A 25859-nucleotide genomic window follows, 5' to 3' on the forward strand; every position below is an offset into this window, starting at 1 on the left:
GTTTCCTCCTTTATGCAACGCTATTGGGAACGCTTAGCGTAAATTCGACGCCTTGGGTGCCGAGATTGTGAACACGAATACTTCCGCCCATTTTATCTTCGATAATCATCTTTGCCATATACAACCCCAGTCCCGTACCGTTTTTACTCGTCGTAAAATAAGGATCAAAAATAAAGCCGATAATTTTTTCGGGAATCGACCCGCCGTCATCGCCCACGATCAGTTTTGTCGAAGAAGCGTCTTGATCCAACGCGATTCTAATATGTTCACCTTTGCGTGTTTTCAACAGTTTATTTTTCGCATTGTTGATAATGTTTAAAAGCACTTGTTTAAATTCGTTTTCGTATCCGTAGACGGGATAACTTTTGGTATCTTTACGATACTCGACTTTGAGTTCGATATGTGCGTAAAAAATTTGGCGTCCGATAATCTCCAAAACTTCCAAAAGTGCCTTTTTGGCACAAAAGAGCGTTTTTTTAGTCGAAGGTTTTAAAAAGTTGCGAAAATCTTTCAATGTCTGCGACATGTACTGAATTTGAACGATCGAATCATGCACGAACGCTTTCATTTTACTCTGATCCATTTCGCCTTGATTAAAACAAAACTCCATATCCTGCATGATCGCCGAAAGCTCAACCAAAGGTTCGTTCCATTGATGCGCTACGCCCGCGATCATTTCTCCCATCTCGGTTAATTTGGATTGCTGAATCAAAAACTGCTGGTGCTGCGTCCGCTCGGTAATATCGTCCATCACGCATACGATACCGCCAACGCTTCCGTCGATATTGGAATAAACCGCCTTATTTAATACAAAAACTCTAGGCCGTTTTTTAGGGAAATGCAGCGTCAACTCAAACGTCTCGGCACCTTTATTTGCTAAAAGATCGAGATCGTTTTTACGACGCTCGGTTGCCCAATCGTGCGGGAAAAAATCGAAAACGGTTTTCCCTAAAATCTCCTCTTTGCTTTGATCGTATAAAGTAGCGAACGCCTGATTCGTACCGATATACTCGCCTTTGACGTTGGTATAATAAATAGGATTGGGGATCGTATCTAAAAGGACACGGATAAATTCGAGCTGATTTTTAAGGGCAAGTTCGCTTTGGCGACGCATACGAACGTTTTGCGTTAAAAAAAGCACGACCATGCTAATCGCGCTTAAGAGTGCCGCAAAGAGCCAAATATAGTGTTTATACTCCTCGTAAAACGAAAACGGCTTATTGATCATCTCATAATATTTGATTTCCGGAGTAATTTTTAAACGATGTTCCAACAACTCTTTATAGTCAAAAATATAGCGGTTCGGACTGGTCTCGATAATAGGAATTTGATTGGGATTTTTTCCCGCTAAAATTTGCTTCACAATTTTTGATGCGGCTTGGGCTTGTGCGGTCGCACTGGTCAAAAAGCCGCCGACGATCCCGTCGTCCAAATAAAAATCCCATAAGCCGTAAATCGGAATGTTCGTAATTTTTCGAATCTGTTGCAGGTTTTCTTTGTAGGTAAAAAACTTTCCCGTTTTATCTTTATAAAGTAAAACCCATAAAATAGCACTGTTGGGAGAGAGCTCACGTGTCTTTTGCTCAATCTCTTCCATATCCATGCTATCGATATATTCTATCGTCGTTTTACCTTCATACCGCGGTACGATAGCATCGATTTGATGCTTAATCGCTTCTCCGGTCGTCGTGCGCTCGTTAATAATTAAGATTTTATCCAAACGCGGTTGATTGGCTAGAATTAAATCGATATTTTTTTCGATATCGACGTTTTCAACGACGCCGCTGACCCAATCGATATTCTGAATCAAAGAAGGTTCAAAATTGTTAATTCCCAAAAAGACGACCGGAATAGCTTTAAAAAGCTCGTGATAATGTTCTCTGACAAAATCCAACGCAGCATTATCCGCAACGATCACGACATCAAATTTATAGTGTTTAAACCGTTCTTTATAATAAGCGTAGAACGTTTGAAGGTACGAAGACGTATCGTTTCGCTTCGTATCCATATAAACCGTCGAGAGAAAAATATTCTCTTTTTCCGAAAAATTTTGTTCGATAACGCTTGAAATCGCATCGCTCCACTTATACCCTTTATGGTACGACTGAATCAGTAAAATATCTTTAGGCGGCGAAGGATTAGCAAAAACAAACGTAGTGAATAAACAGAGAAAAAAAAGAATTTTTTTCATACGCACGAACGATCGTTACAGAATGAAAAAATTGTGAGGAGTCTTTAAAATGGCACTGTGCTCGGCAATAGCCTCTTCCGCCATATTGTAACGTTCATTAAAAATGGGGTGGTGAAATTGTACTTCATCATTCAGAATTTCAAAAACCATCGTCTCATAAACGACTTTTTGGGCATCTCCTTCGAAAAACGAATGCCTGACGTTCATACTGATCGTCGAAACCAAAAACTCCCTATTGTCAAGTTTCAAAATATTTTTTAACGCAACTTCTTGCATAGAATCATCCTTACATGCATTAAACGTATCGTTTGCAAAAGAGTAACATAACTAAACATTGGATTTACTAAAAAGAGAAAGTTAGATCAAAAGAAGATGGTGCGGACGGGGGGATTTGAACCCCCACACACGTAGTGCGCTACCACCTCAAGGTAGTGTGTCTACCGTTCCACCACGTCCGCAAAGAAGAAACGAAGAGAAATATTTCTCTTCGTTAAAAAGCACGGCTATTAACCGATAAAGTTTGTTTTTCCAAGAATAATAAAAGCGATAACAAGTGCATAAATAACTTGTGCTTCGATCATTGCAAGTGCAATAAACATTGTCGTAGAAAGTTTGCTTCCAAGACCTGGATTTCTTGCAGTACCTGAAATTGCCGCTGCTGCAGTATTTCCCATACCGATAGCACCACCGAGTGCTGCCAAACCGACCAAGAAGCCGACACCTAAAACCGCATAAGAAGCAACAACGTCGCTTAATGCTTTTGCATCATCCGCAGCAAATGCAAAAGAAGCAAATGCTACCATTAAAAAAAGAATCTTTTTCATAAGATTTCTCCTGATTGTATTTCAAAGTCGGTTCGGATATACCCCTACTTTCCACTTTGTGAGCGAGATTATAGCCGCCTAATTGTTAAAAACCCATTAAAAGCTATCGGATAAGCTCTAATTCTATTTTATTTCCCGTCTGTTTCAAAATCTTAACGCGTACTTTTTGCTCAAGCGCAAGATAATCGCTGACTTTTTCGACGCGATGATCGGCTATTTTTGAGACATGTAATAATCCGTCAATACCGCCCGGCAGTTCAACGAAAGCACCGAAGTCTACGATGCGTTTGACCGTACCGTCTACGATTTCGTCTTGTACGAATGTCGGAATCGGCTTTTCTTCTCTTGGAGCACCGTGACGATCGTTGCGATCTCGACCGTGCCCGCCGCCGCGTCCACCGAAGGAAGGTTTATTGGTAATTTTAATAATATGCTCTTTTGCGGCATCGACGTTTGTTTTATTTTCGCCCGCAATTTTAACTTCGCCTTTTTCGCGATCTAAATCGATTGAAACCTCAAATTTTTCGATAATTTCTTTAATAGTCTTACCTGCTTGCCCGATAATATCGACAATTTTCGAAGGGTCAACGCTAAAAAGTTCTAATTTCGGCAAGATTGCGTTATTGACGACGATTTCACGACTGGCTGCTTCCATAAGGCCTAAAATATGAGCTCGCCCCTCTTTAGCTTGAAATAACGCTTCTTTCAGAACATCACGAGAAATACCGCCTAATTTAATGTCCATTTGAAGTGCCGTAATACCGTCTCTCGTACCCGCCACTTTAAAATCCATATCGCCGTCATGATCTTCTAAGCCCATAATATCGCTTAAAACGGCATGTTTATCACCTTCAAACACGAGTCCCATCGCAATACCGGCGACTAATTTTTCAATTTCGACGCCGGCAGCTTTTAATGCCAATGCGCCACCGCAAACCGTCGCCATAGAAGAAGAACCGTTAGATTCTAGAATTTCGGAAACCAAACGAATCGTTTGTAAGCGATTGATGGAAACAACCGGTTCGAGTGCGCGACGTGCCAAATTACCGTGTCCTAATTCCCTCCGTCCCGGTGCACGAAGCGGTGAAGCTTCGCCGACGGAAAATCCCGGAAAATTATAATTGACCATAAACGTATCGCTCACACTGTTCTTTTCCGTTAAAAGGTCGTACATTTGAGCGTCTTTATCGTTACCGAGCGTTGCGATAACTAAGGCTTGCGTTTGTCCACGCGTAAAAAGGCATGAACCGTGTGCTAAAGGTAAAAGGTTTGTTTCAATACTAATCGGTCTAATTTCATTTAATTTTCTACCGTCCGCTCGCACGCGTTTTTCAACGATCATTTCACGTACGACGCGTTTTTTATAGGCCCCTAAAACGCTTTCGACCAATTCCTTACTCCAGTTCTCAAGTGCCGCCGTATCGTCTTTTAAGATTTTATCGACGATTTTACCGAGTTCACTGGCACGTTCGCTTTTTGCCATTTGTAAAATTGCATGGGAAACTTCTTCTTTATAAAATTCATCAATATAAGCAAAGATAGAATCGCTTTCCAAATCTGTTTTATAATCCAAAAGCGCATCTTCCTTCTTAAGCGGCGTAAAAACGTTTTCATAGATCGTCGTCGCTTCGGTAATAGCACTTTGTGCTTTATCGATCGCCGCTAAAATGGCTTCTTCGTCAAACTCGTTCACGGATTGTTTGGCAATAACACTTTGTGCAAGCGTAGGGTCTAACATCGGGTCGATTGCCATAACCGGAAGCGTCGTCGTTTCCATAGAAGCGATCGCACGCATTTCGATCATCAAAAGCTCTTCTTTGGTTCCGGCAACGTAAAGATCCAAACGACTGTTTTTTAATGCGGAATTCGCAGGATTCACGACATATTGTCCGTCAACGTAACCGATTCTCACGCCGGCAACCGCTTTATTAACGGGGATATCGGAAAGATACAATGCAGCACTTGCGGCATTAAGCGCGGCAACTTGTAAATCAACTTCGGGATCGCAACTCAGTACGAATACGACGATTTGCGTCGGATAAGCATACCCCTTCGGGAAAAGAGGACGTAAACTTCGATCGATAATACGAGATGTTAGCGTTTCAAAATCGCCGGGCTTGGTCTCTCTTTTAACGTAACCTCCGGGAATTTTACCGACGGCATATGTTTTTTCAACGTATTGAACGGTAAGAGGAACAAAATTTTCTGCAACTTGCGTATCGTCTCTTGCGACGGTTGCTAAAATAACCGTATTTTTGATACGCAACAACGCCGCACCTGCCGCTTGTTTTGCAACTTTACCGATGTCGTACGTCTCTTCTTGGTTGTTCACTTTAAATGTATATTCCACGCTTTTGCTCCTTAATTGTGTTCCTATTAATTTTTCATACTTACTGTTTCTGTTCCGATTCCGTTTTAAAATCATAACTAAAGCTTCCCATCGGATATAAGTTAAACATCAGCATCACGCCTCGTTTATTAACCGAGTCGATACCGTTGGTGCTCGTCGTCTGTTTTGGCGTATTGGAATCGCGATACACCAAAGAGTAATCCCAGCATTTTTTTACTTTTTTAAACCCTAAACTCCATGACTTGAACAAATCGTCTTCAACATCGTAGTTAATGGCACTAAAGAGCGTAAAATGCTCCCAATAAGATGTTTCTCCGTACAACGTAACGTAACTGTAATCTTTATCTTCCGTATTATGTTCATAGGTGCGATCGACGTAAGTATGACGTAAAGAGACTTGATAAATCGGCTCTTGATAGGTTACGGAAATTTGATTGCGCGATAATTGATCGTAATGATGCGAATAATGAACGGTATCTCCGACATACAAATGCCCGTTGATATAATACTTCACATCGTTTTCTAAATCCCCGTAGTGGTACTCTTTGTCGTAATAGTAGGCTTGTTTGATCGAATGGCTTAATTTCTTTTCACCGTCCATGTCGTAGAAAAATTGTTTAAATTGAAATGCCGTATTTTTTTCTTCCAAATCCAGAGGAATCATATCTTCACTGGTAACGGCGTTCATAAATGTTGCCTTATACTGCGTTCCTTCCGTTTTACTATAACTCGGGACCGTATGCTCCAATCCGAAATACATCGTATGGAAAAATGTATCGTAACTTTTTGAAAGGTCGGTAAAAAGATTAAAGCGATGATAATTACTGTAATGTTGAAGGTAACTACCGTCCGTCTCACCTGAATAAGTCACATAAGTCATATAAATATTTTCCGACGCGCTTACATGGAGATAATCTTCAAAAAAAGAGGTATAAAATGTTAAGGGTGTTCGTACTTCATTTTGGATAGCACCTACGGCTGAAGGCGTATTAGGTCCGCGTTCTTCACGTGTATAATTTTTTCCCTGATAGTCCACGGAATAAAGCAGATTATCCCAAAAAATCGGAGAAGTAAACCGGTGGTATTGGATAGTCGGAAGTTCTTGTAACGTATCTTTATTTGAACTTTTTGACGTATCGATATAATATTTCGTATAAAATCCAAAATAGTCTTGTTCTTGTTTAATATAATAGTTAAGACGCGATACGGCTAATTTATCATAGACGGTATCTTCGTTATCTTTCGTATTGTAGTAGTCGATATCGTTTAAATAATGAATATCTACCCACAAACCGTCTTCTTGAATCTGCGAGTATTGCGTACTTAAAAGAGCACTGCGGTCGTATTGGAGATGAAAGCCGTAATGGGCGTCGTTTTCATCGACGTAATGACTTTGCTCTTTAAAATAACCCGTTGTTATTTCGCCTTTTGAGTATGCCGTATCAACGAAGCGGTACGTTGCATGAAGCCCTTCTCCGCGATTCGTTCGAATTTGAGGTCTTAATTCCAAATCCCAATCGACGGCGGGTGCAAAATAAATCGGTTGCATATAATACAACCCTTCCGAACTACTCATGCCAAAATCCGGACGTAAAAGACCCGTACGGCGCGTACGATCGGTCGAAAAAGCAAAATAAGGCAAATAAAATACGGGTACGTCTCCGGCATAAAAGACGGGATTGTACAAGTGCATCCATTTGCTCTCTTTATTAAACTCTCCGGTCGTAAAAACAATTTTCCAATCGGGATCTTGCGTATTGCAACTGGATACAATCGATTTTTGTGTGATATACGTTTCCGCATCTAAGACGGCATTTTCGCATTTAAGCCATACGCTTGAACTTTCGTCAAAGAAAAAAAGCGGATCGGAAGTTCCTTTTTTAGTTTTCAAGTTCAATTTCGAATGTCCGCTGCGTGAGGCATAATTAACGCCTTCTAACATCGTAATATTGCCGAAGAGCTCCAAATCCCCCGTAACGTAATTGTAATAGGCTTCATCGGCGGTAATTAAATATTGCGGGCTGTAAACGACGACGTTACCGATCGCGTGTGCTACGTCTCCGTCCTTCGTGACGGTTTTTGCCAACATCTCGACGTCTTGCTCTTTGGGTTTGTCTGCCGCCTGTAATAGAGCGCAAGAAAGGGTTAGGAAAATAAAAAATTTAGCGAGCATCGACAACCAACGTCGTAGCGATTTTATCGTGCCAAGTTTCGCGTTTCGGATTTAAAAAAGCCCATACGAATCCTAAATAAAAAAGCGATTCGCTGACGATACGAAACGATGCGCGACTCAATGCCGTAAAAAACGTCGGATTTTCCAAATCCAACGTCGAAATGACGCGTATTTTCATAGCGATACGCCCCAAAGTCGCTCCGTACATCCATACAAAAAAGGTTTGATACAAAATTTTGATTAAAACGATATAACCGAAAAGTCCGTTAACGATGCCGATAAACTCTTCGGTCGTAACGGTTTCGGGAATCTGATCGAAGTAAATTAACGAAAACAATACGGAAATCAAAATCTCGTCGATAGCATAGGCCAAACCTCTTTTTTGCAAGGAGGCTAGCGTAATATTTTCACTTTCAAACTTTTCGATTAACTCTTCGTTGGTCATTGTCGTAATGCCTGATATGCAATATCGTTTCTAAATTGTTTTCCCGCAAAATGCACTTGCCCGCACAATAAATAGGCTCGATCGCGCGCTTCTTTGATACTTTCACCGACACCCACGCATAAAAGTACGCGTCCGCCGGTTGCATATAATTTCCCGTCTTCTTCACTGACGCCCGCATACGAAATGTGCGTGTGTTCAAGTTCGGAATGTGCATTTTGATCGATGAGAATTTCCGAAGGTTTTGAACTACTATAAGGATAGTTTTCGCTTGCCATAACGACGGCAACGGCAAAACGATCCAAAAATTCAATCGTCAGATTTTTAAGATCACCCGTAGCGGCTTTGTAAAAAAGCTCACTCGCCGGCGTTTTTAAAAGCGGCATAAGGATTTCACACTCCGGATCGCCGAAGCGGACATTATACTCTAAGACGATCGGCTCATTCTTAACGATCATCAAACCGATAAATAAAACCCCTTCAAACGGAGTATTTTCCTGTTGCATGCCGAGTAAGGTCGGCTTAACGACACGCTCTTCAACTTTTTTGTAAAGCGTCGCATCGATTAAAGGCGTCGGAGCGTAAGCACCCATTCCACCGGTATTTGGACCTTCGTCATTATCTAAAAGACGTTTATGATCTTGTGCCGCCGGTAAAATTTTATAATCTTTCCCGTCGCATACGACAAAAACGGAGAGCTCGTAACCGTCGAGGAACTCTTCGACGACAACACCCCGTCCGGCATCACCGAAGCTTTTTCCGCTTAACATGTCGCTAACGGCTTCTTTTGCTTCGGCATAGCTTTTAGCGATGATAACACCTTTACCCGCACACAAGCCGTCGGCTTTAACGACAATCGGCAATGCGAGCGTATCGATAAAATCGTTGGCTTGTTTGACGTCGCTCGTTTCAATATAACGTGCCGTAGGAATTGCATAGCGTGAGAGAAAATTTTTCATAAAGATTTTTGAACCCTCAAGACGTGCGGCCGCCTTTGATGCACCGAAAATTACCAAACCGTGAGCTCTAAAACAATCGACGATCCCCTCGACCAAAGCTGTCTCCGGTCCGACGACGGTGAGTTCTACACCGTTTTCTTTCGCATACGCGGCAAGTTCTTCGTAAGTGCGATACGAGACATTACGCCCCAGCTGTGAAGTCGCACCGTTACCCGGTGCAAAAAAAAGTTCCGTAACGTTAGGGTCTTTTTTCAGTGCTAAACCTATCGAATACTCTCTACCGCCGCTACCGACGACCATTACCTTCATTCATTTTCTCCACGACAGACATCAGACTTTTTTCACAATTTTTCCGATCAAAACGATTGTGAAAAAAGTCTGTTAAAACCCAAGTGAGCGTTCCGTGATTGAAGCGGCCCTAATAAGCCAACTTCTGGGAATTGACCTTTTTTTTAGGCTGCAATTTCTCGCTTTTTCAAGCTCGGACGATACCGCAGACACACCAAAAACGTACAGATTCCGCTTTTACTAATTGTTGGACCCTCATGAAAACGGTTGTCGCTTCACCCAGGCACTAAAACATTGTCTCATTATAAAAGAAGTTTGCTTCTAAATAGCTTTTGCTAAGTCTATGCACGTGGCAATCGAGGGCTTTTGTGCGATATAGACGCGAAACGACGGAGGAAACGCGGCAGCGGTCTTCTTTCCGATCGCAACGGCTTTATAACTTTCGTCCCACTCGAAATTTTTGAAAAAACAGCGCACGGTGGAAGGCGACGTAAAAATCAGACGTGCATTTTTCGGCGGAGCACAATGCACTTCATACGAACGACAAAATGTTTCGTAAACGATACGTTCGTCAATCCAAACCCCGTGTTCACGTAAAATAGTAGAGAGTGACGAAGAGACCTCTTTGGCGCGCGGAAATAAAACGGTTTTCCCTGCCAAGTCGGACGCAATTTTTTCGGCAAAGCGATCGCCGTAAGAATCTTCACATGTAAAGTAAAGCGTCCCGCCTAAACGCTCGATCCATGCCGCCGTTCCCTCGCCGATAGCGTAAGATGCTTTTTGCTTCCACGAAGGATCAATGCAATCGAGAGCTTTCACGGCATTTTTAGAAGTAAAAACCAGCGCATCGTAGGGCGCAAGATCGATCGGCGTCGTATCAAAACGAATTTCAAAAAGCGGTAGATGCTCTACCCCCTCATGCGCTTGATCGCTTAAGAGGTAGATCATCGTTTTATTCCCACTCGATCGTGGCGGGCGGTTTAGAAGAAATATCGTACACGACGCGATTAATTCCGTTAACTTCATTAATAATACGTCGACTGATATTTTCCAAAATCGTATGCGGAATATGCGCAAACGTCGCCGTCATGCCGTCGGTAGCATCCACGATTCGCACGCATACGGTATTGTCATAAGTACGGTTATCGCCCATTACGCCGACGCTTTTGACGTTTAAAAGAACCGTAAACGCTTGCCACGTTTTATCGTAATAACCCGTTGCACGAAGCTCTTCTAGCATAATCACGTCGGCGGCGCGTAAAAGCGTTAAATCTTCTTTCGTTACTGACCCCATAATGCGAATCGCCAGACCGGGACCGGGGAAAGGATGACGCGAGAGCATCTCTTTAGGCAACCCTAATTCCGCACCTAAAGCACGTACTTCGTCTTTAAAAATTTCACGAAGCGGCTCAATGAGTTCGAAACGCATCCAATCGGGAAGTCCCCCGACGTTATGATGCGATTTGATCGTTTTAGAAGGTCCCTTGACCGAAACGGATTCGATTACGTCCGTATAAAGCGTACCTTGGGCTAAAAACTCGATTCCGTCGTGTTTTTTCGCCTCTTCGTCAAAGACCTCGATAAACGTTTCGCCGATAATCTTACGTTTTTTCTCCGGATCGCTGACGCCGGCAAGCCGACTCAAGAACTTTTCGCCGGCATCCACCGTAATCAACGGTACGCCCCTACTTTTAAACATCGTTTCGACTTGTTCGCGCTCTTTGGCACGTAACAACCCGTTATCGACAAAAACGGAGACCAATTGATCATCGATCGCTTCGGCCAAGAGCGTCGCCACAACCGAACTGTCTACTCCGCCGCTGACGCCGCAAAGCACTTTTTTATTGCCTACCTTTTCACGAATTTTAGCGATTTGCTCTTTCGCAAACGAGCCCATATTCCACGTACTCTCGCATCCGCAAATATATTTGGCAAAATTTTTGAGCAGTTTCGTGCCTTGCTCGGAATGATAGACTTCCGGATGAAACTGAAATGCGTACATGTTGCGTTTTTCGTCGGCAATCGCCGCATAAGGAGAGTTTGCGCTAAAGCCTATTTTTTCAAACCCTTCCGGTAAAGTTTCGACGCGATCGCCATGGCTCATCCAGACGATTTGTCCGCACGTCGTATCTTTAAAAATTTTATGATCGCTTTCAAAACGAAGCTCCGCTTTACCGTATTCTTGATGTGTTGCGGGAATTACGCTTCCTCCGAAATACTGCGTTAAAAGCTGCATGCCGTAACAAATACCTAAAATCGGTAAACCTAAGGTATACACTTTTTCATCGGGGTGATAAGAGTCCTTCGCGTAAACCGAAGCGGGACCGCCGCTTAAAATAATACCCTTAGGGTTCCGTGCTTTAATATCTTCGATTTTCTCGTTATACGGAACGATTTCACAATAAACACCGCTTTCACGAAGTTTACGAGCAATCAGTTGCGTATACTGCGAACCGAAATCTAAGACTAATAGAGGGACTTCTTTCATCTGTTTCCTTTTTTTAATATAAACCCATGACTTCAAATTGAACATACCAAATCACTAACGATACGATATATCCGACTAAAACGGTCCAAGCGTATTTCATGTGGGATCCGAAAGTATAAATTCCCCTCAGTTTTCCCATAACTCCCACACCTGCGGCAGAGCCGAAACTAATCAAACTTCCTCCGATTCCTGCCGTCATCGTAACCAACAACCATTGATCGTCGCTCATTGCGGGATTGGCCTTCAATACGGCACTCATAACCGGAACGTTATCGATAATCGCCGACAAAAATCCAACGCCGATATTGACCGTCGTTGCACCGGCATAATCATACAATTTTGCGGCTAAATCTAAGAAGCCTAAAAAATGAAGCCCTCCAACCGCCGCTAAAATACCGAAGAAAAAGAGCAAAGTGTCAAATTCGATTTTTCCGATGGATTTAAAAATACTGATCGTTTCGTTACTACGACGCTTGAGTTGATACGTGTAGAGCTTTAAAAGCGAAAGTCCGAAGACCATGCCCCACATCGGCGGCATATGAAAGAGTTGCTGGCATAAAACCGCCGAAACGATCGTTAAAAGACCTAATGCCATCACGACTTTACCGCCCTTTAAAATCACGACTCTTTTTTCCACGCTCGCATCAAAGTGCGGTTTGGAAGAAGGAACGGATAAGGAAAGTAACCATGCCGTTAAAAACCATCCTATAAATGCGGCGGGGAAAAGCCCGAAAAATTCCACGAATGTCGCTTTTTCCGCCATCCACGTCATTAACGTCGTAATATCGCCAAACGGACTCCAAGCACCGCCGGCATTCGCACCGACGACAATATTAATCGCACCGGGTACTAAAAAAGTTTTGTCTTCTTTCTCAATCGTAATCAAAACCGTCGACAAAATGAGTGCCGTCGTCAAATTATCGGCAACGGGGCTGATAAAAAAAGCTAACGTTCCGGTTAACCAAAAAAGTTTTTTGTACGAATAGCCTTTTGAAACTAGCTTATACTTTAACGTATCGAAAACACGTCGCTCGATCATGACCTCGATAAACGTCATCGCGACCATTAAAAAGAAAAAGATTTCCGCTATTTCCAAAATCAACGCATCGACTTCATGCGTCAAAGGAGTCGTATCCATACCGTTCAGTGCGAAATAGATACCGATAAGAATAAAAATAAACGTTCCCATAAAAAGTGCAGGTTTGGCTTTATTGATGTGGTAATTCTCTTCCGCCGCAACGAAATAGTAACCGACCACAAAAATAATCAACGAAACGATGCCGACCCACGAGCTACTTAAATTCTGACCGCCAGAAGCCCATGTGCAACTCAAAAGCGTCACTAATAATCCGATAATTCGCATATGTGTTAGTTCCTTACGACCATAGTATGTGCACCGAGCGAGGTTTTACGTCGACGAGCACTTAAAATAATTTCTCTGGATACCGCCAATCTCAATCTTAAAAACTTACCTATCGGCAACGCCAACATCTCCTCGACACGCTCTTGTGCTTTGGCCAACCCTTCTTCATCGCGTAAAATACCGGCATAACGCCACATGAGACGACGCAATTCGTTTTTTAGCTCTTTATCTCCCGTTTGGGATAAGCAGGCTTCCGCTTCGCTAAAATAATGCTCTTTTCGAGACGTAAAATCGCTTTGCGCAATCTCTTGAGCAACGCGGCGCGCAAAAACGAGTCCTTCCAAAAGCGAGTTGCTGGCGAGTCGATTGGCTCCGTGTACCCCCGTGTTAGCGCATTCGCCGACCGCAAAAAGATCCTTAACGTTTGCAATACGTCCTCTTAAATCGGTGTGAATACCGCCCATAGCGTAGTGAAACGCGGGAGAAATCGGTATCTTTTGTTCGGGGACGTTATAACCGATCGTTCGCATGTTGTAGTAAATACTCGGGAAACGTTTCTTAAAATGTTCATGCGAAAATGCACTCAAATCCAAGTAAACTTCGCGCCCCGTTTTTTGTTTATGTAAAAAAATGGCCCGACTCACGACGTCTCGCGGAGCCAATTCTCCACGAGGATCGTACGCGAACGTAAAGCGTTCCGCATGATCGTCGACGATCATCGCACCCTCTCCGCGAAGCGATTCGCTCAAAAGCTGTTTGCGTACCGCATGCCCCAAAACAAACGCGGTAGGATGGAACTGCATCATTTCCATATCTGCTAAAGCGATTCCGTGATCCAAGCAAATTCCTTGCATATCGGCACTGATCGTTCTGGCATTGGTATGATATTCGTACAAAGAACCCACGCCGCCGCTTGCGATAACGATTTTCTTAGCGTAGAGGTTAAAAATCTTATCGACATGAAAAACGCGTACGCCATAACATGTACCCTCGTCAATAAGTAAATCCGTAACGTGCGTATTGTATAAAACCGGAAAAGGCAATTGTTCCATTAAAAAAAGATGTAAATAACGTCCGGTAGCATCGCCGCCAGCGTGCAAAATGCGTTGCGTACTGTGTGCAGCTTCCTTGGTATACAATAACTGTCCCGATGCGTCATGATCAAACGAAAATCCCCGTTCAATCAATTCACGAATAGCGGCAGGTCCTTCGGAGCATAAAACATCGACCGCCGCTTCGTTGCAATGTCCCGCACCCGCTTCAAGCGTATCGCGACGATGCACCGCGACGTCTTGCGCATCTTTGGCAACCGCAACGCCGCCTTGCGCGTAAAACGTATTGCATTCCCATGCATAATCTTTTGAGATTAACAAAACATCGAGATTTTTAGGGAGCCCGAGTGCCGTATTTAAACCGGCGATTCCCGTACCGACGATGAGAACGTCGTAAGATGTTTTCATAAAAAGTGCGTTTTCTTCGCAGGAGTCGTCGTATTGGCGTCTTTGTAGACGGGATCGCCCTTATAGCCGCACCCCAACAGGCTCAAGCCTAAACATGCTATAATGAGCACATGAAAGATTCTAAAAGTATAATTTCCCATCTCGTCCGACAACCTTCTATGAAAAAATACGCTCAGATGCGTTGTTACGAAAACTGGCTTGCGCTCTTGCCTCAAAGCTTTACCTCAATGGTGCGCTTTGTGTATACGAAGAACGACACGCTCTTTTTCGTGCTCAATCATCCTTGCGCGAAAATGGAATTCAATTATAAACGCAATTTAATAAAGAGTCTATTAAAAGAGTTTAACGCTCGTTACCCCGAATGCACCTGTTTATGCGTCAAAGAGGTGCAAGCTTTTGTCACGAACCAACCCGTAGAAGAGGAAAAAAAACCGACACCTTCGGCAATTTTTTACGCCGAACAGGCGAAGGGTACTTTCGAAACACAGTGTGACGATCCCACGTTAAAAACCCTTTTCGAAGCTATCAAACAAACGATTCTTACACGTACATGTTAAGCCAAAAACTTAAAAATGCTCCGGAATTTGCGGGCATCTATCAATTTTTCAACGCATCCGGCATGCTCCTTTACGTAGGCAAAGCTAAAAATATTAAAAATCGCGTCAAAAGCTACTTTCGCTTTTCAGGCACGTTAGCTCCTTCTCCTACGCTGTCGTTGCGTATTACGAAAATGATTTTGGAAGTAAGCGACGTCGAATTTATCGTCGTGCAAAGCGAACACGACGCTTTAATCTTGGAAAATTCGCTCATCAAACAACTCAAACCTAAATACAACATCTTGTTAAGAGACGATAAAACCTACCCCTATATTGCCATCAACCTTGCTGAACGGTTTGCGCGTTTTGAGATAACGCGTAAAATCGTCGATACGAAACACACGCGCTACTTCGGTCCGCTTTCGGGTTCGGCCAAAGCTCTTTTAGAAGCCCTCTACTTGGTCTTCCCTCTTGTTCAAAAAAAAGGATGTCTCAAAGGCAAAAAAGCGTGTCTTTTTTTCCAAATCGGGCGTTGTTTAGCACCTTGCGAAGGACGTATTACCGAGCAAGCTTATCGGGAAATCGTGGAAAAAGCTTTGTCGACATTAAGCGATCAGCGAAAACTCCTTGCCCTTTTAGACGAACGCATGCAAGAAGCCTCCTTGAAACTTAATTTTGAAGAAGCCGCGCATTTAAGAGATACCAAAATTGCGATTCAAAATGCCTTACATGTCACGCATGTAGAACTTAAAAAACTCGAAGACTACGATGTCTTTGCGATTGAAGCAACCGAGAAAACCGCCGTCGTAATGCGCTTGTTTATCCGACACGGTAAAATCGTCTCGACGTCGCACTCGTTGCTCCATAATGTTTACGGTTTTGAAAAAGACGAGCTTTATCAGCGAGCTCTTTTCGAATTTTACTATCCGATGAACCAAAGCTTCGCCACGCGCGTACTCACGGCGGAAGCTTTTAGCGAACAAGCTGAAATGGAACGCTTTTTAAGCGAAAAATTTCAGCAAAAAATCGAGATTTTTGTTCCGCAAAAAGGCGAAAAATACGCCCTGACGACCATGGCGCGGCACAATGCGCAAGAAATTTTGCTGCAAAGCCTTTCTAAAAACCAATCTAGCTTTGCCGAACAATTGCAAAACCTTTTTGATCTTACCACACCTCCGCGACGCATCGAAATTTTCGACAATTCACACCACGGCGGTAGTGCTCCCGTAGGAGCGATGGTCGTTTGGGAAGACGGATTTGCAAAAAACGCTTATCGCCGATACGCTTTATGTCATAGCGACGAGTATGCCCAAATGCACGAAATGCTAACGCGCCGTATCGAAGATTTTGCCCATGAACCGGCACCGGATTTATGGGTACTCGACGGAGGCGAAACCTTGCTGAAACTGGCACGATCGCTCTTGGAAAAACACCGAATGTCCATCGATCTTTTAGCCATAGCAAAAGAGAAAAGAGATGCAAAAGCCTATCGTGCCAAAGGAAATGCCCACGATACGGTTTACAATCTCAAACAAGCGTTCGTCTTACCCGCACACGACAAACGCTTGCAATTTATTCAACGTTTACGCGATGAAGCGCATCGCTTCGCTATTACGTATCATCGCAGTAAAAAACGGAAAAACGATCTAAGCTTAGAGCTTCAAAATATCGAAGGAATCGGTCAAGCGACGATTCAGAAGCTTTTGAATTATTTTGGATCTTTTGAAGCACTTTATGCCGCAACGCAAGAAGAACTCGAGGTCACGGTTGGTAAAAAAAACGCAACCAATATCATTAATTTCTTAAAAAAATAGCTTAATTTTAAGTATAAGTGAGCTAAAATGGACTTTCTAACGTTTACTAAAGGATCTACATTTGATACTTTACGATAAGAATGGTCTTTTTTTGGGAATGGGTAACCAAGAGTTGTACTTGCTAGGCTATGAAGACATCGAAGAGTTTCGTAATTATCACAATGACTTTGCGGATCTTTTTATAAACAAGCCCGGCTTTATCTTCAAATTTAAAAATTTTTCGTGGATTGATTATGCTCTGCACAGCGGCACACCCAATAAACGCGTCTTAATCAAAACTAAAAACGGAAAAGAGCTTGATACTTCGCTCAATATCAACGAAATTTTCCTTTCCAAAGAAATAAACGGCTGTTCGACTTTTTTTAGCGTCGAATTAACCAATGCACCGCTTTACAGCGAAGCACCCGCATCTTTTGCAAATCTCTCTTCCGTAGCGACATCCTCGCTAGATGCTACAGAATCGCCGAAAGACGTTCCTAACGAAACCTCGTTTACCTCGTCTTCGTTTCTCTACGATTATACGCCTACGCCGCCCGCTTCGGATACGCAAAGCCTTACGGTTCCTTTTTTATCGGAGCCCGTATTGGAAACGTCCGTTTCTCTCGACGCTTCTAGCGTTGAGCATTCGTATTCCCTCAAAGAAGAAGCGCAAGAGGCGTTCGATTTTAAACTCAAATTCGATCATACCGTTTTGGATACGCCGCCGGTCGCGGATGTTACTTCGCCAAAAGACCTCTCGGTTGAAGAATATCGTTCAATCGATCAGATTGCCCAAGACGATTTTCATTTTACCGAAACGCTACAACCTTCACCCGAAACTCCCGTATCACAAAACGTCGAAGAGACTTCGATTTTTAATCGCGTAGAAACCGTAGACGAAACGGCACTTGACGAGCCGATAGCCTTTGATCTTTGCGATTGTGCCGAGGAACTCGGTCTTGATATTAGCACTTTAGCACAAATCATTGAAGAATATATCGAAAATTTAGATACGGCTATGCCGATTTTATACCGAGCCGTCCACGATAATAACCGCATTTTGGCGAAAAATGAAAGTCTTAAACTCAAAAGCGTTGCACTTCATTTACATATCGTACCTCTTTACCATGCGTTGGAACATTTGGAAACCGGCTTGGATTTCGATACGAAAGAAGAGTTGCTCCAAACGCTTCAGACCTTGCAAGATACGATAGAAATTTTTAAGGAAACCGTTTTATGAAAAGGGTATTGTTCTGTTTTATACTGAGTTGTACGGCATTAACGGCCGATCATTTCCGAGACGGAATGATCGCTTACAAAGCGGGTGATTTCGTGCATGCCAAGGAGCTTTTTGAAGCTGCAATTAAAAAAGAAAACTCCGTACAAGGTTATTTTTATATCGGTAAAATTTATCTTTACGGCGAAGGCATTGAAGCCAACCCTTCGCTTGCTATTCCGTATTTAGAGCAAGCCGTTATGAAAGGAAACATCAAAGCTAAATGTTACCTAGCCGAAGCGTACCTTAAAAGTCGTATTAAGCATGAAGAAGCTACGGTACTATTGCAACAAGGTGCACAAGAGAGTCAAACATGCCTAGAAATTGCTACGGCATACAATATCGTCATAAAACGTTAGGAAAGGACGCGAATCATGAAATTAACCACACAACATACCTTAAAATTAATTAGTCAGTACCCGCTGATTATCCTTTTTATCTTTTCAAGTTACTTTCTTTACTTATCGTATACTCAATTCGATACAACGTTAACGCTTAAAAATAAAATCGAAAGCACCCGTGTTTTAAGTACGTTATCCATCGAACTCGCCAAAGAGAGGGGTTTGAGTGCGTCATACCTTTCAAGCCAAGGAAGTATTGCTGCGGAATCTTTGAAAGAACAACGCATCGTCGTTAACAAAGCGATGAAAGATTTTTACGACTATTATAATGCGCACCATAGCGAAATGTCACCGCACATTAAAGCCGTTATGGCGCATCTGACAAAAATTCTCGAAATGCACAAAGCCGTCGATACTTTTGCCGTCGACTTTAATAAAATGTTCTTTGATTATTACAGCCAAATTAATACTTTACTTTTAAAAGAACTCGAATCTATCGGAACCATTAATACCAACTCTAATATTTCCAACCTCACGGCGTCTTTAGTTTCCGTTTATAAAAATATCGAATATTTAGGGCAAGAACGCGGTTTCGTCTCAAAAATTTTAAGTCAATACGTTCCTTTCAGTCCTAAAGATTTGGAAACGTGGATTACGATTTTTAGCGTTTCGAATATTTTTGACCATACGACGATTAACGATGCATCGGCTCGAGGTCAGATCGAAAATCTTTATAAATTGCCTGAAAATCAAAAAATTGAAGCAGAAATTACGCAAGCCAAGAGTGAATTGATTACTGCGGCTCAAAGCGGTGAATACTTGATCGATCCGACGCTTTGGTTTGGTTTATTAACAAAAAAAATCGATCTACTCGACAAATCCGCTCAAATTATTAAAAGTTCATTGACTGCTGAAGAAAAAAGCTACGACAACCAAAATATCGGACAACTTATCGGTGCCGGATTGACATGGATTATCTCCATTGTCTTGATGTTCTTAGGCTTTGGACTTGCCAATCAATTTAGGAAAAACGTTCGCGGACTCGAAAACATTTTTAGCCGTGTCGAAGAACTTGCCGAAACCAAAGAAAAAGTCGACTTCAATACCACAGAAGGTATGAATACGGCATATGCCATTATCGATAAAGCTATCGAAAACATTGCAAAAGAGAAACAAAATGCCGAAGAAGCAAGTGCCGCAAAAAGTATCTTTCTTGCGAATATGTCACATGAAATTCGTACGCCGCTTAACGGTATTATCGGTTTTACCGAATTGCTTAAAAATTCCGATCTTGATGAAGAAAAACGTGAATTTGTCGACGTAATCGAGAAAAGCTCTGAAAACCTCTTAGCCATTATTAACAATATTTTGGATCTTTCCAAAGTCGAAAGCAATAAAATTGAAATCGACGAAGGTCTGTTCTCCCCGATCGACGAATTTGAAAATGCCGTCGAAGTTTACGGACCTAAAGCAGCCGAAAAGAATATTCAACTCTCTCTTTATATCGATCCTAGCCTTCATAATTACCTTAAAGGCGATGCCGTTAAAATCAAAGAGGTTCTTATCAACCTTATGAGTAATGCCGTTAAGTTTACGCCGAATAACGGACAAATTACCGTTGAAATCAAACGACTTAATGACGCTCCGCTTGATCGCGCCCGCGTTTTATTTAGCGTTCAAGATTCCGGTATCGGTATTCATAAAGATAAGATCGACGGAATTTTTGATGCTTTCAACCAAGCCGATTCTACCATTACGCGTAAATTCGGCGGTACGGGTCTTGGGTTAACCATTTCTTCAAAATACATTGCGCTTATGGGCGGACAACTTGAAGTCGAAAGTGAAGAAGGACAAGGTAGCCGCTTCTTTTTCGCATTGGATCTTATTGAAACGACATCAAGCGGTACGGATTACAGGAACCATTTCAGCGATTTTAATTGTGCGCTTTATTCTCCGCTTAACGGTGCCAAAGCACATACGGAGTTTATGTTCGATTATCTTAGCTATTTTGGCGCCCAAACCAAGTACTATACCGACTTTCCTTCGTTAAAAAATATGATTTTTAAATCCGGAAGCAACATTATTATTGCCGATTACAATAATCTTACGAAAGAAGAGCTTGAAGAGTATAAAAAAATTAAATTGCCGATCCTTTTAATTTTCAAACCTTCTCAGCAAGCACGCTTTAATGAATTTAACACCAAATACATTACGCCGATTTACGAGCCTATCAATGTTTCTAAACTGGTGAAAGCGTTGGAATCCAAACGCGAATTTTTGCCGGTTAAAGAGAATAAGCCCGAACAAGAAAAACCGATACAACGGACAACGTTAGGAACGAAATTCAAAGCCGACGTCTTAGTCGCTGAAGATAACGAAATCAACCAAAAGCTGATTCGACGTACGTTGGAAGATTTAGGGCTTACCATTACAATCGTTCCCAACGGTCTTCAGGCCTTAGAAAAACGTCGTACGGATACGTTCGATATGATTTTTATGGATATTGCAATGCCCGTTATGGACGGAATTGAAGCAACGCATAAAATTTTAGAATACGAAGAAAAAAATCATTTGGCACACATCCCGATTGTTGCGATTACTGCCAATGCGCTTAAAGGTGATCGTGAACGCTTTATGAAAGAAGGCTTGGATGAGTATATTACGAAACCGATTAAAAAAGACAGCATTATTACGATTTTAAATCTTTTTATCCCCAATAAAATCGACGATGCTTATGAGGCACCGTTAGTCTCATCCGCTTCCAATAAGCCTAAAGAAGCACTCAGCACCCAAGAAGAGACTGAAAAAGAGCTTGTTGCGATACCCGAGGTTGAAGAAGAAAAACCTATTGAGGTACCGGGTTTTTCTACCCTCGAAAAAAATAAAGAACCGCAGTTGGAAGCATCATCACGTTTAGCACCAGAAGAACCTTTATCTTTTCCATCACGAGACGTTATCGTTTTAAAGAAAAGCTCAATAGAAACAAAAATTTTTACAAGTGTGTTGAGCAAGATGTGTGAGAAAGTTGATCCGGCTTCTTCTTTTAGCGACTTGAAAAGTAAATTGGAACAAAATAGCTATAAAGTCGTTCTTTTTGATAAAGAGATGCTTTTAGACGATCCGAAAAGTTTCGTAGACTGGATCGGCGAAACGGCAAAGAGGCATCGTATCGCACATATTCATACCGTTATGTTTATTGACCCTAAAGAGAAAAATCTCGACAATGCCGATCTATTTGATAGCGTACTACCAAATCAAATTAGCAAAAAAGATCTTGAAACACTGATTCAAAAGTTTATTTAAAAGGCTAAATGATGGAAAAACAGTTAAAAATTCTAGCGGTCGACGATGATTTTATCAATCTAAAGCTTATAAGCTCTATGTTACGCAAAAATCCCAACGTCGGTATTATTATTGAAGCGACCAACGGACTTGATGCCATCAACCTTTTAAAAACGCAAGGAGATATCGATCTTGTCTTACTGAATATCAAAATGCCGGTTATGGACGGTATAGAGTTTTTAGCGAACGTGCAATCGATGGTAGAGTTTAAAAAATTACCTATTATCGTTCTTACGACGGACGAAACGCGTAAAAACGAAGCGTTTAATCACGGGGCATTTGATTTTCTGGTCAAACCGATTAGAGAGCATGACCTCAGCGGTAAAATCGCAAAAGTTGCCGATCTTTTTTAAAAGACCGGCTCCCTCCCTATTTCCCGTTAATGCTTGATTACGGCATTAATTTGATCGTACAGCGACGTAATTTCTCTTTTTTTAGCAATAAAACTATTCTTGTTAGCGATCAAATAGGCAGATGATTCCAAAATCGTTTCGACGACTTTAAGTCCGTTTTGTTTCATCGTACTTCCCGTTTCGACAATATCGACAATCACATCCGACAGACCGACAAGCGGCGCAAGTTCGATAGAGCCATATAATTTGATAATATCAACGGCCATCGCTTTTTTCGAAAAATATTTTTGAGCAATATGCGTCATTTTTGTTGCAACTTTTAACTCAGGTGCACTGTAATCGATCTCTTTTCCTTCTTGAATGCCTACACAAACTTTGCATCTACCGATACCAAGATCGAGTAAGCGAAGTAAATCTTCATCTTTTTCTTCCAAAACATCTAATCCTACAACGCCGATATCGGCTGCTTGATGCAGTACGTACGCAGGAACGTCTTGATTACGTACTAATAAAAAACGAAAGGTATCTACTTCTAAAATTAATTTTCTATCGTCAAAACGAAACGCTTTCCCAAAAATTTTTTCAAAAATATCAAGCGTTTCATCCGCAATTCTACCTTTAGGTAGTGCTACCGTTAACATGTCTGTCCTTTTATGCTAAATGTGCTTCTTTAATCGTCTTTAACATTCCTCGAAAAATCAAAGAGCGATCAAAAATAGCATTGGAAAAAAATTTGGAGAAAAATTTACCGTCTCCCCCTGTAAAATAAATCCTCTTATCCTTACATGTCACTTCCAACAATAAAATAATCGAACGAATAACGCCGTAAGATAATGCATCGCTCGTTTTTTGAGGTAAGGCATCTAAAGAGATGTTGGGATTTAAAGGCATTTCCAATCGAGGAGAAATGGAAGCAAAAGCACGCTCATACGCACTAATCCCCGGTAAAATAAAACCGCCTAAATGCATACCGCCGGACATAATATCAACGGTAACGGCACTGCCGGCATCGACAATCATACCATCCTTAACCGTCGAACATGCCGCGATACGATCAATGCCCAAACCTTGATAAATCGTGTCGAATTCAAAATAAGGTTCTAGATCGATATACCCTTCTTTCGCTTGTAAAAATTGCGTAAGTGCTTGATTGACGCTAATGTAAAAAATCTTTTCTTGCGTACGAAACTCTTTAAACTGTTTATGCGGCATATTCCACATTTTACCGTCTTGGTAAAAATCGACATTAGAATTACCGATATCACACAATATCATGATAAATTTTCCACCCTTCCGCATTCAATAATGCTTGGGCTTTAGAACACAAAGGAGCATGTAAAATAATATGTTTGTAAAAATACCGATGGTCTTTAGCGGCTTCAAGTGTTTGTTCTAAAGCAAATATTTCATAAGCATGCCGTACAAGAAATCGACTCTTTTGCTCGACACGAAATACGACATGGTAGTAAGATTTCAAATCGACACCGCTAAAAACAGTTACTTTTTTTCGTGTTTTTAGCGCTGCGGGGAGAATCGTTTCCAGAGATGAAAAAACGATTCGTTTGCCGCAAATACGTTCAATCATCTCTTTCATAATGCAAAAGCCTACGACACCTATGGTTTTCGATTTAATTTAAAAAAGCGATCTTTGTAATAGAACGTATCGCCGTTCGTATAAATATGGGTTTCGATTTGATCCGGCATTTGGTAAACGTTTGTCGAAACTAACTCTAAATCGCTTGCGATCATATAACCGCTTTTTTCAATCATGTAAATATAATCGCCGTAAATCGTACCCGAAAAAATCGCAAACGGGAATTTACGTTCTTTTAAAACTTTTAAATCGGCATCCGTCAACAGGACCTGTCCGTCTTTGGTGAAAACAAAAATGCGATTGGACAATACGATGACGTCTTTTACCTCTTTTTCCAAAAAGCTAATCGACTTTGGACTGATGGAAACGACTTTACTTTTTGTTGCCGCAACCAACCTATCGCCTAAAACTTGTAAGTAGATGATATTGCCGAAAAACTTATCGTTACTCACGACAATATCACGAATCGGTTTCTTGCTTTGTTCATCGACAATCACGAGTTTACCGTCAAGCGTCGGAAATACGATAAGATCGCCCAAGAAATACGGGGCCGCAATACGTGAATCTAATACGTACACGTTATCTTGCTTAATATGCATCGTCTCTTTACCGTCGTTAATATCGATCAAAACGAGTTCATTCGAACCTAAAACCAATGCGAGCGTATTGCCTTTAAGTGCTGCGGAAGCCACCGCGATTTGGCACTCTTTAGAATAGAGCTCTTTTTGATTAGCATCGATAATTTTTAAAGCTCCGCATTTTGACGTAGCAACGTAACGTCCTTGATTATCCGCTAAATACGAAAATCCTTGCGGTAGCTTTACGTTTAAAAGCCCTTCTTTGGTAATCACCTGTCCGTTTTCCAACGTCGCCCCGGCTCTTAAAGCATCATGAATAGGCGCTGGAAGTGAGCCGTCGTAACTGATTTTACCTGAAAGCACTTCAGGTTCAAAATATTGTCGTTTCGTTCCGCAACCGCTTATAAGCAACAATAAAGCCAAGAGTGTAAAAACAATTTTTGCCTGTCTCATCATTTTAAACCTTGATAATGTTCTAGATTTTTTGCAATCTGTTTTAAAGGCGAAGTAACATCTATTTGTGAAAGTTTTAAACGCGCTTCTTCGATTTTATTTTCATTAAGCAATCGATAACCTTCTTGCAATAAGGTCATATCTTTAAACAATTCACTTGAAGCGGGTTGCGTGTTTTCAAGTTGCGCGAGTTGGTAACGGGCAACATCCGCTAAAATAGCGTCTTCTTTAGACTCGGCAACGATTTTAAGTGCCTCTTTGTCTCCCGTTTGCAATGCTTTTTCAAAAAGAAACATTGTATAAAGCTTGGGGTTTTGTTGTTTCAGCGTCTCAAGGGCTTGCGCATTGGAGGCATCTTTTAAAAGCGTATGATACGCTACGTTGGAGCTGTGAAGTTTGCGCTCTTTCATCCAATCGTTTAACGCATACGCAGCCGCACCCAAAGCGACGCATACGACAAACGCGATAATGTATTTTTTATTACGATTAAAAAATCTTTCACCTTTAATCATACCTTCTAAAAACTGTTCTTCGGTACTGATCTCTTCTTGGACCGCCTTAATATTTTCCTTGAGTCCCAAATACGAATCCTTATTAAGCAATTTTTGAAAAATAGTGTCATAGTTTATCACAACAAATCTAAAAACCCACTAATACCGTTTCAGTATTACCACAAAGAGATTGTGTTATAATCAATTTTTAAAAAATGCGATCCAAGGATACCTTTTAGTATGAAAATCGACGATACTTTATTATCTAAACTCGAAAAACTCTCCTCTTTGCATATCAGCGAAGAAAAACGAGAAGGTGTCATCCAACAACTAAGCGAAATCGTTGCTTTTGTCGAAAATCTGAACGAATTAAACCTTGAAAATGAGGAAGCCTCGTTTACGACGCTTCAAGGCGGAACGCCGTTTCGAGAAGACGTTCCCCATACCGATCCTGCCGTCGTCAAAACCATTTTAGCCCATGCACCTCAAAGCGAGGACGGTTTGTTTGTCGTTCCAAAAATTATCGAATAACGCTTCGATAGCGTCTTTCAATACGAGCTTAAC

At 41.7% G+C, this 25859-nt stretch carries 23 protein-coding genes and 1 tRNA gene; 7 read left to right on the top strand and 17 right to left on the bottom strand.

Features of this window, described 5'->3' with window-relative positions:
- Nucleotides 1–10: 10 nt before the first annotated feature.
- The 12 genes from UCH003_RS10360 to nadB form a co-directional block, all read right to left on the bottom strand.
- Entirely contained in the window at nt 11–2191 is a 2181-nt protein-coding gene (locus tag UCH003_RS10360) for a sensor histidine kinase (protein ID WP_060826981.1), read from the bottom strand.
- A 15-nt stretch (nt 2192–2206) separates the two neighbouring features.
- A complete protein-coding gene (locus tag UCH003_RS10365; protein ID WP_039672356.1) occupies nt 2207–2467 on the bottom strand; it encodes a hypothetical protein in 261 nt (86 codons plus the stop codon).
- A 97-nt stretch (nt 2468–2564) separates the two neighbouring features.
- Nucleotides 2565–2649, bottom strand: a tRNA-Leu gene (locus UCH003_RS10370).
- Nucleotides 2650–2697: 48 nt separating this feature from the next.
- Nucleotides 2698–3015 carry a F0F1 ATP synthase subunit C gene (locus tag UCH003_RS10375; protein WP_039672355.1) on the bottom strand — a complete coding sequence of 106 codons (318 nt, stop codon included), beginning with the start codon at nt 3013–3015 and terminating at the stop codon, nt 2698–2700.
- A gap of 103 nt (nt 3016–3118) precedes the next feature.
- Nucleotides 3119–5365 (bottom strand): polyribonucleotide nucleotidyltransferase, encoded by a 2247-nt coding sequence (locus tag UCH003_RS10380; protein ID WP_060826463.1) that lies wholly within the window; start codon nt 5363–5365, stop codon nt 3119–3121.
- A gap of 40 nt (nt 5366–5405) precedes the next feature.
- Entirely contained in the window at nt 5406–7538 is a 2133-nt protein-coding gene (locus UCH003_RS10385; RefSeq protein ID WP_060826464.1) for an LPS-assembly protein LptD, read from the bottom strand.
- Nucleotides 7528–7983, bottom strand: a complete 456-nt coding sequence (locus UCH003_RS10390; RefSeq protein ID WP_039672352.1) for an RDD family protein — start codon at nt 7981–7983, stop codon at nt 7528–7530. Before UCH003_RS10390 ends, UCH003_RS10385 begins: the two co-directional genes overlap by 11 nt.
- On the bottom strand, nt 7980–9248 hold the full coding sequence (gene purD, locus UCH003_RS10395; protein WP_060826465.1) for a phosphoribosylamine--glycine ligase: 1269 nt from the start codon (nt 9246–9248) through the stop codon (nt 7980–7982). The genes UCH003_RS10390 and purD overlap by 4 nt, the downstream gene beginning before the upstream one ends.
- Before the next feature lie 300 nt (nt 9249–9548).
- Nucleotides 9549–10175 (bottom strand): uroporphyrinogen-III synthase, encoded by a 627-nt coding sequence (locus UCH003_RS10400; RefSeq protein ID WP_060826466.1) that lies wholly within the window; start codon nt 10173–10175, stop codon nt 9549–9551.
- 4 nt (nt 10176–10179) lie between these two features.
- A complete protein-coding gene (gene guaA, locus UCH003_RS10405; protein ID WP_060826467.1) occupies nt 10180–11715 on the bottom strand; it encodes a glutamine-hydrolyzing GMP synthase in 1536 nt (511 codons plus the stop codon).
- 13 nt (nt 11716–11728) lie between these two features.
- On the bottom strand, nt 11729–13078 hold the full coding sequence (gene nhaD, locus UCH003_RS10410; RefSeq protein WP_060826468.1) for a sodium:proton antiporter NhaD: 1350 nt from the start codon (nt 13076–13078) through the stop codon (nt 11729–11731).
- Nucleotides 13079–13083: 5 nt separating this feature from the next.
- Nucleotides 13084–14538, bottom strand: coding sequence for an L-aspartate oxidase (nadB, locus tag UCH003_RS10415; RefSeq protein WP_060826469.1), 1455 nt, complete (start codon nt 14536–14538; stop codon nt 13084–13086).
- A 110-nt stretch (nt 14539–14648) separates the two neighbouring features.
- Between nadB and UCH003_RS10420 the strand changes: the two genes are divergently transcribed.
- The 6 genes from UCH003_RS10420 to UCH003_RS10445 all read left to right on the top strand — a co-directional run bounded on the left by UCH003_RS10420 (nt 14649) and on the right by UCH003_RS10445 (nt 22179).
- The gene (locus tag UCH003_RS10420) at nt 14649–15095 is read left to right on the top strand and encodes a hypothetical protein (protein WP_060826470.1); all 447 of its coding nucleotides are present in this window, start codon (nt 14649–14651) and stop codon (nt 15093–15095) included.
- Nucleotides 15089–16888 (top strand): excinuclease ABC subunit UvrC, encoded by a 1800-nt coding sequence (uvrC, locus tag UCH003_RS10425; RefSeq protein ID WP_060826471.1) that lies wholly within the window; start codon nt 15089–15091, stop codon nt 16886–16888. The genes UCH003_RS10420 and uvrC overlap by 7 nt, the downstream gene beginning before the upstream one ends.
- Before the next feature lie 61 nt (nt 16889–16949).
- Nucleotides 16950–18107 (top strand): Hpt domain-containing protein, encoded by a 1158-nt coding sequence (locus tag UCH003_RS10430; protein WP_060826472.1) that lies wholly within the window; start codon nt 16950–16952, stop codon nt 18105–18107.
- The gene (locus UCH003_RS10435; RefSeq protein ID WP_039672343.1) at nt 18104–18502 is read left to right on the top strand and encodes a sel1 repeat family protein; all 399 of its coding nucleotides are present in this window, start codon (nt 18104–18106) and stop codon (nt 18500–18502) included. Before UCH003_RS10430 ends, UCH003_RS10435 begins: the two co-directional genes overlap by 4 nt.
- A 15-nt stretch (nt 18503–18517) precedes the next feature.
- The gene (locus UCH003_RS10440) at nt 18518–21787 is read left to right on the top strand and encodes an ATP-binding protein (protein WP_060826473.1); all 3270 of its coding nucleotides are present in this window, start codon (nt 18518–18520) and stop codon (nt 21785–21787) included.
- Between the two features lie 11 nt (nt 21788–21798).
- Nucleotides 21799–22179, top strand: a complete 381-nt coding sequence (locus UCH003_RS10445; RefSeq protein ID WP_173636963.1) for a response regulator — start codon at nt 21799–21801, stop codon at nt 22177–22179.
- A gap of 26 nt (nt 22180–22205) precedes the next feature.
- Here the strand turns inward: UCH003_RS10445 and hisG are convergent, their stop codons facing one another.
- The 5 genes from hisG to UCH003_RS10470 are packed head-to-tail and all read right to left on the bottom strand — an operon-like array spanning nt 22206 to nt 25385.
- Nucleotides 22206–22820 (bottom strand): ATP phosphoribosyltransferase, encoded by a 615-nt coding sequence (gene hisG / locus UCH003_RS10450; RefSeq protein WP_039672341.1) that lies wholly within the window; start codon nt 22818–22820, stop codon nt 22206–22208.
- A gap of 10 nt (nt 22821–22830) precedes the next feature.
- A complete protein-coding gene (locus tag UCH003_RS10455; RefSeq protein ID WP_060826475.1) occupies nt 22831–23454 on the bottom strand; it encodes a type III pantothenate kinase in 624 nt (207 codons plus the stop codon).
- On the bottom strand, nt 23441–23773 hold the full coding sequence (locus tag UCH003_RS10460; protein WP_039672339.1) for a hypothetical protein: 333 nt from the start codon (nt 23771–23773) through the stop codon (nt 23441–23443). The genes UCH003_RS10455 and UCH003_RS10460 overlap by 14 nt, the downstream gene beginning before the upstream one ends.
- A 20-nt stretch (nt 23774–23793) precedes the next feature.
- A complete protein-coding gene (locus UCH003_RS10465; protein ID WP_039672502.1) occupies nt 23794–24804 on the bottom strand; it encodes a PQQ-binding-like beta-propeller repeat protein in 1011 nt (336 codons plus the stop codon).
- Nucleotides 24804–25385, bottom strand: a complete 582-nt coding sequence (locus tag UCH003_RS10470) for a tetratricopeptide repeat protein (protein WP_060826476.1) — start codon at nt 25383–25385, stop codon at nt 24804–24806. Before UCH003_RS10470 ends, UCH003_RS10465 begins: the two co-directional genes overlap by 1 nt.
- 150 nt (nt 25386–25535) lie before the next feature.
- Here UCH003_RS10470 and gatC point away from each other — a divergent pair, with 150 nt between their 5' ends.
- Nucleotides 25536–25826: an Asp-tRNA(Asn)/Glu-tRNA(Gln) amidotransferase subunit GatC gene (gene gatC / locus UCH003_RS10475; protein ID WP_060826477.1), complete on the top strand. Its 291-nt coding sequence runs from the start codon at nt 25536–25538 to the stop codon at nt 25824–25826.
- Nucleotides 25827–25859: the final 33 nt, after the last annotated feature.

This window comes from Sulfurospirillum cavolei (assembly GCF_001548055.1).
Lineage (GTDB): Bacteria > Campylobacterota > Campylobacteria > Campylobacterales > Sulfurospirillaceae > Sulfurospirillum.

Excerpts from the sequence above, each read along its gene's own strand:
- UCH003_RS10465 (WP_039672502.1), bottom strand. The coding sequence starts at position 24,804 with ATGAGACAGGCAAAAATTGTTTTTACACTCTTGGCTTTATTGTTGCTT.
- guaA (WP_060826467.1), bottom strand. The coding sequence starts at position 11,715 with ATGAAAGAAGTCCCTCTATTAGTCTTAGATTTCGGTTCGCAGTATACG.
- nadB (WP_060826469.1), bottom strand. The coding sequence starts at position 14,538 with ATGAAAACATCTTACGACGTTCTCATCGTCGGTACGGGAATCGCCGGT.
- UCH003_RS10435 (WP_039672343.1), top strand. The coding sequence starts at position 18,104 with ATGAAAAGGGTATTGTTCTGTTTTATACTGAGTTGTACGGCATTAACG.
- UCH003_RS10460 (WP_039672339.1), bottom strand. The coding sequence starts at position 23,773 with ATGAAAGAGATGATTGAACGTATTTGCGGCAAACGAATCGTTTTTTCA.
- hisG (WP_039672341.1), bottom strand. The coding sequence starts at position 22,820 with ATGTTAACGGTAGCACTACCTAAAGGTAGAATTGCGGATGAAACGCTT.
- UCH003_RS10375 (WP_039672355.1), bottom strand. The coding sequence starts at position 3,015 with ATGAAAAAGATTCTTTTTTTAATGGTAGCATTTGCTTCTTTTGCATTT.
- UCH003_RS10440 (WP_060826473.1), top strand. The coding sequence starts at position 18,518 with ATGAAATTAACCACACAACATACCTTAAAATTAATTAGTCAGTACCCG.
- UCH003_RS10420 (WP_060826470.1), top strand. The coding sequence starts at position 14,649 with ATGAAAGATTCTAAAAGTATAATTTCCCATCTCGTCCGACAACCTTCT.
- gatC (WP_060826477.1), top strand. The coding sequence starts at position 25,536 with ATGAAAATCGACGATACTTTATTATCTAAACTCGAAAAACTCTCCTCT.
- UCH003_RS10400 (WP_060826466.1), bottom strand. The coding sequence starts at position 10,175 with ATGATCTACCTCTTAAGCGATCAAGCGCATGAGGGGGTAGAGCATCTA.
- UCH003_RS10360 (WP_060826981.1), bottom strand. The coding sequence starts at position 2,191 with ATGAAAAAAATTCTTTTTTTTCTCTGTTTATTCACTACGTTTGTTTTT.
- UCH003_RS10445 (WP_173636963.1), top strand. The coding sequence starts at position 21,799 with ATGGAAAAACAGTTAAAAATTCTAGCGGTCGACGATGATTTTATCAAT.
- UCH003_RS10455 (WP_060826475.1), bottom strand. The coding sequence starts at position 23,454 with ATGATATTGTGTGATATCGGTAATTCTAATGTCGATTTTTACCAAGAC.
- nhaD (WP_060826468.1), bottom strand. The coding sequence starts at position 13,078 with ATGCGAATTATCGGATTATTAGTGACGCTTTTGAGTTGCACATGGGCT.
- UCH003_RS10365 (WP_039672356.1), bottom strand. The coding sequence starts at position 2,467 with ATGCAAGAAGTTGCGTTAAAAAATATTTTGAAACTTGACAATAGGGAG.
- UCH003_RS10385 (WP_060826464.1), bottom strand. The coding sequence starts at position 7,538 with ATGCTCGCTAAATTTTTTATTTTCCTAACCCTTTCTTGCGCTCTATTA.
- UCH003_RS10390 (WP_039672352.1), bottom strand. The coding sequence starts at position 7,983 with ATGACCAACGAAGAGTTAATCGAAAAGTTTGAAAGTGAAAATATTACG.
- purD (WP_060826465.1), bottom strand. The coding sequence starts at position 9,248 with ATGAAGGTAATGGTCGTCGGTAGCGGCGGTAGAGAGTATTCGATAGGT.
- uvrC (WP_060826471.1), top strand. The coding sequence starts at position 15,089 with ATGTTAAGCCAAAAACTTAAAAATGCTCCGGAATTTGCGGGCATCTAT.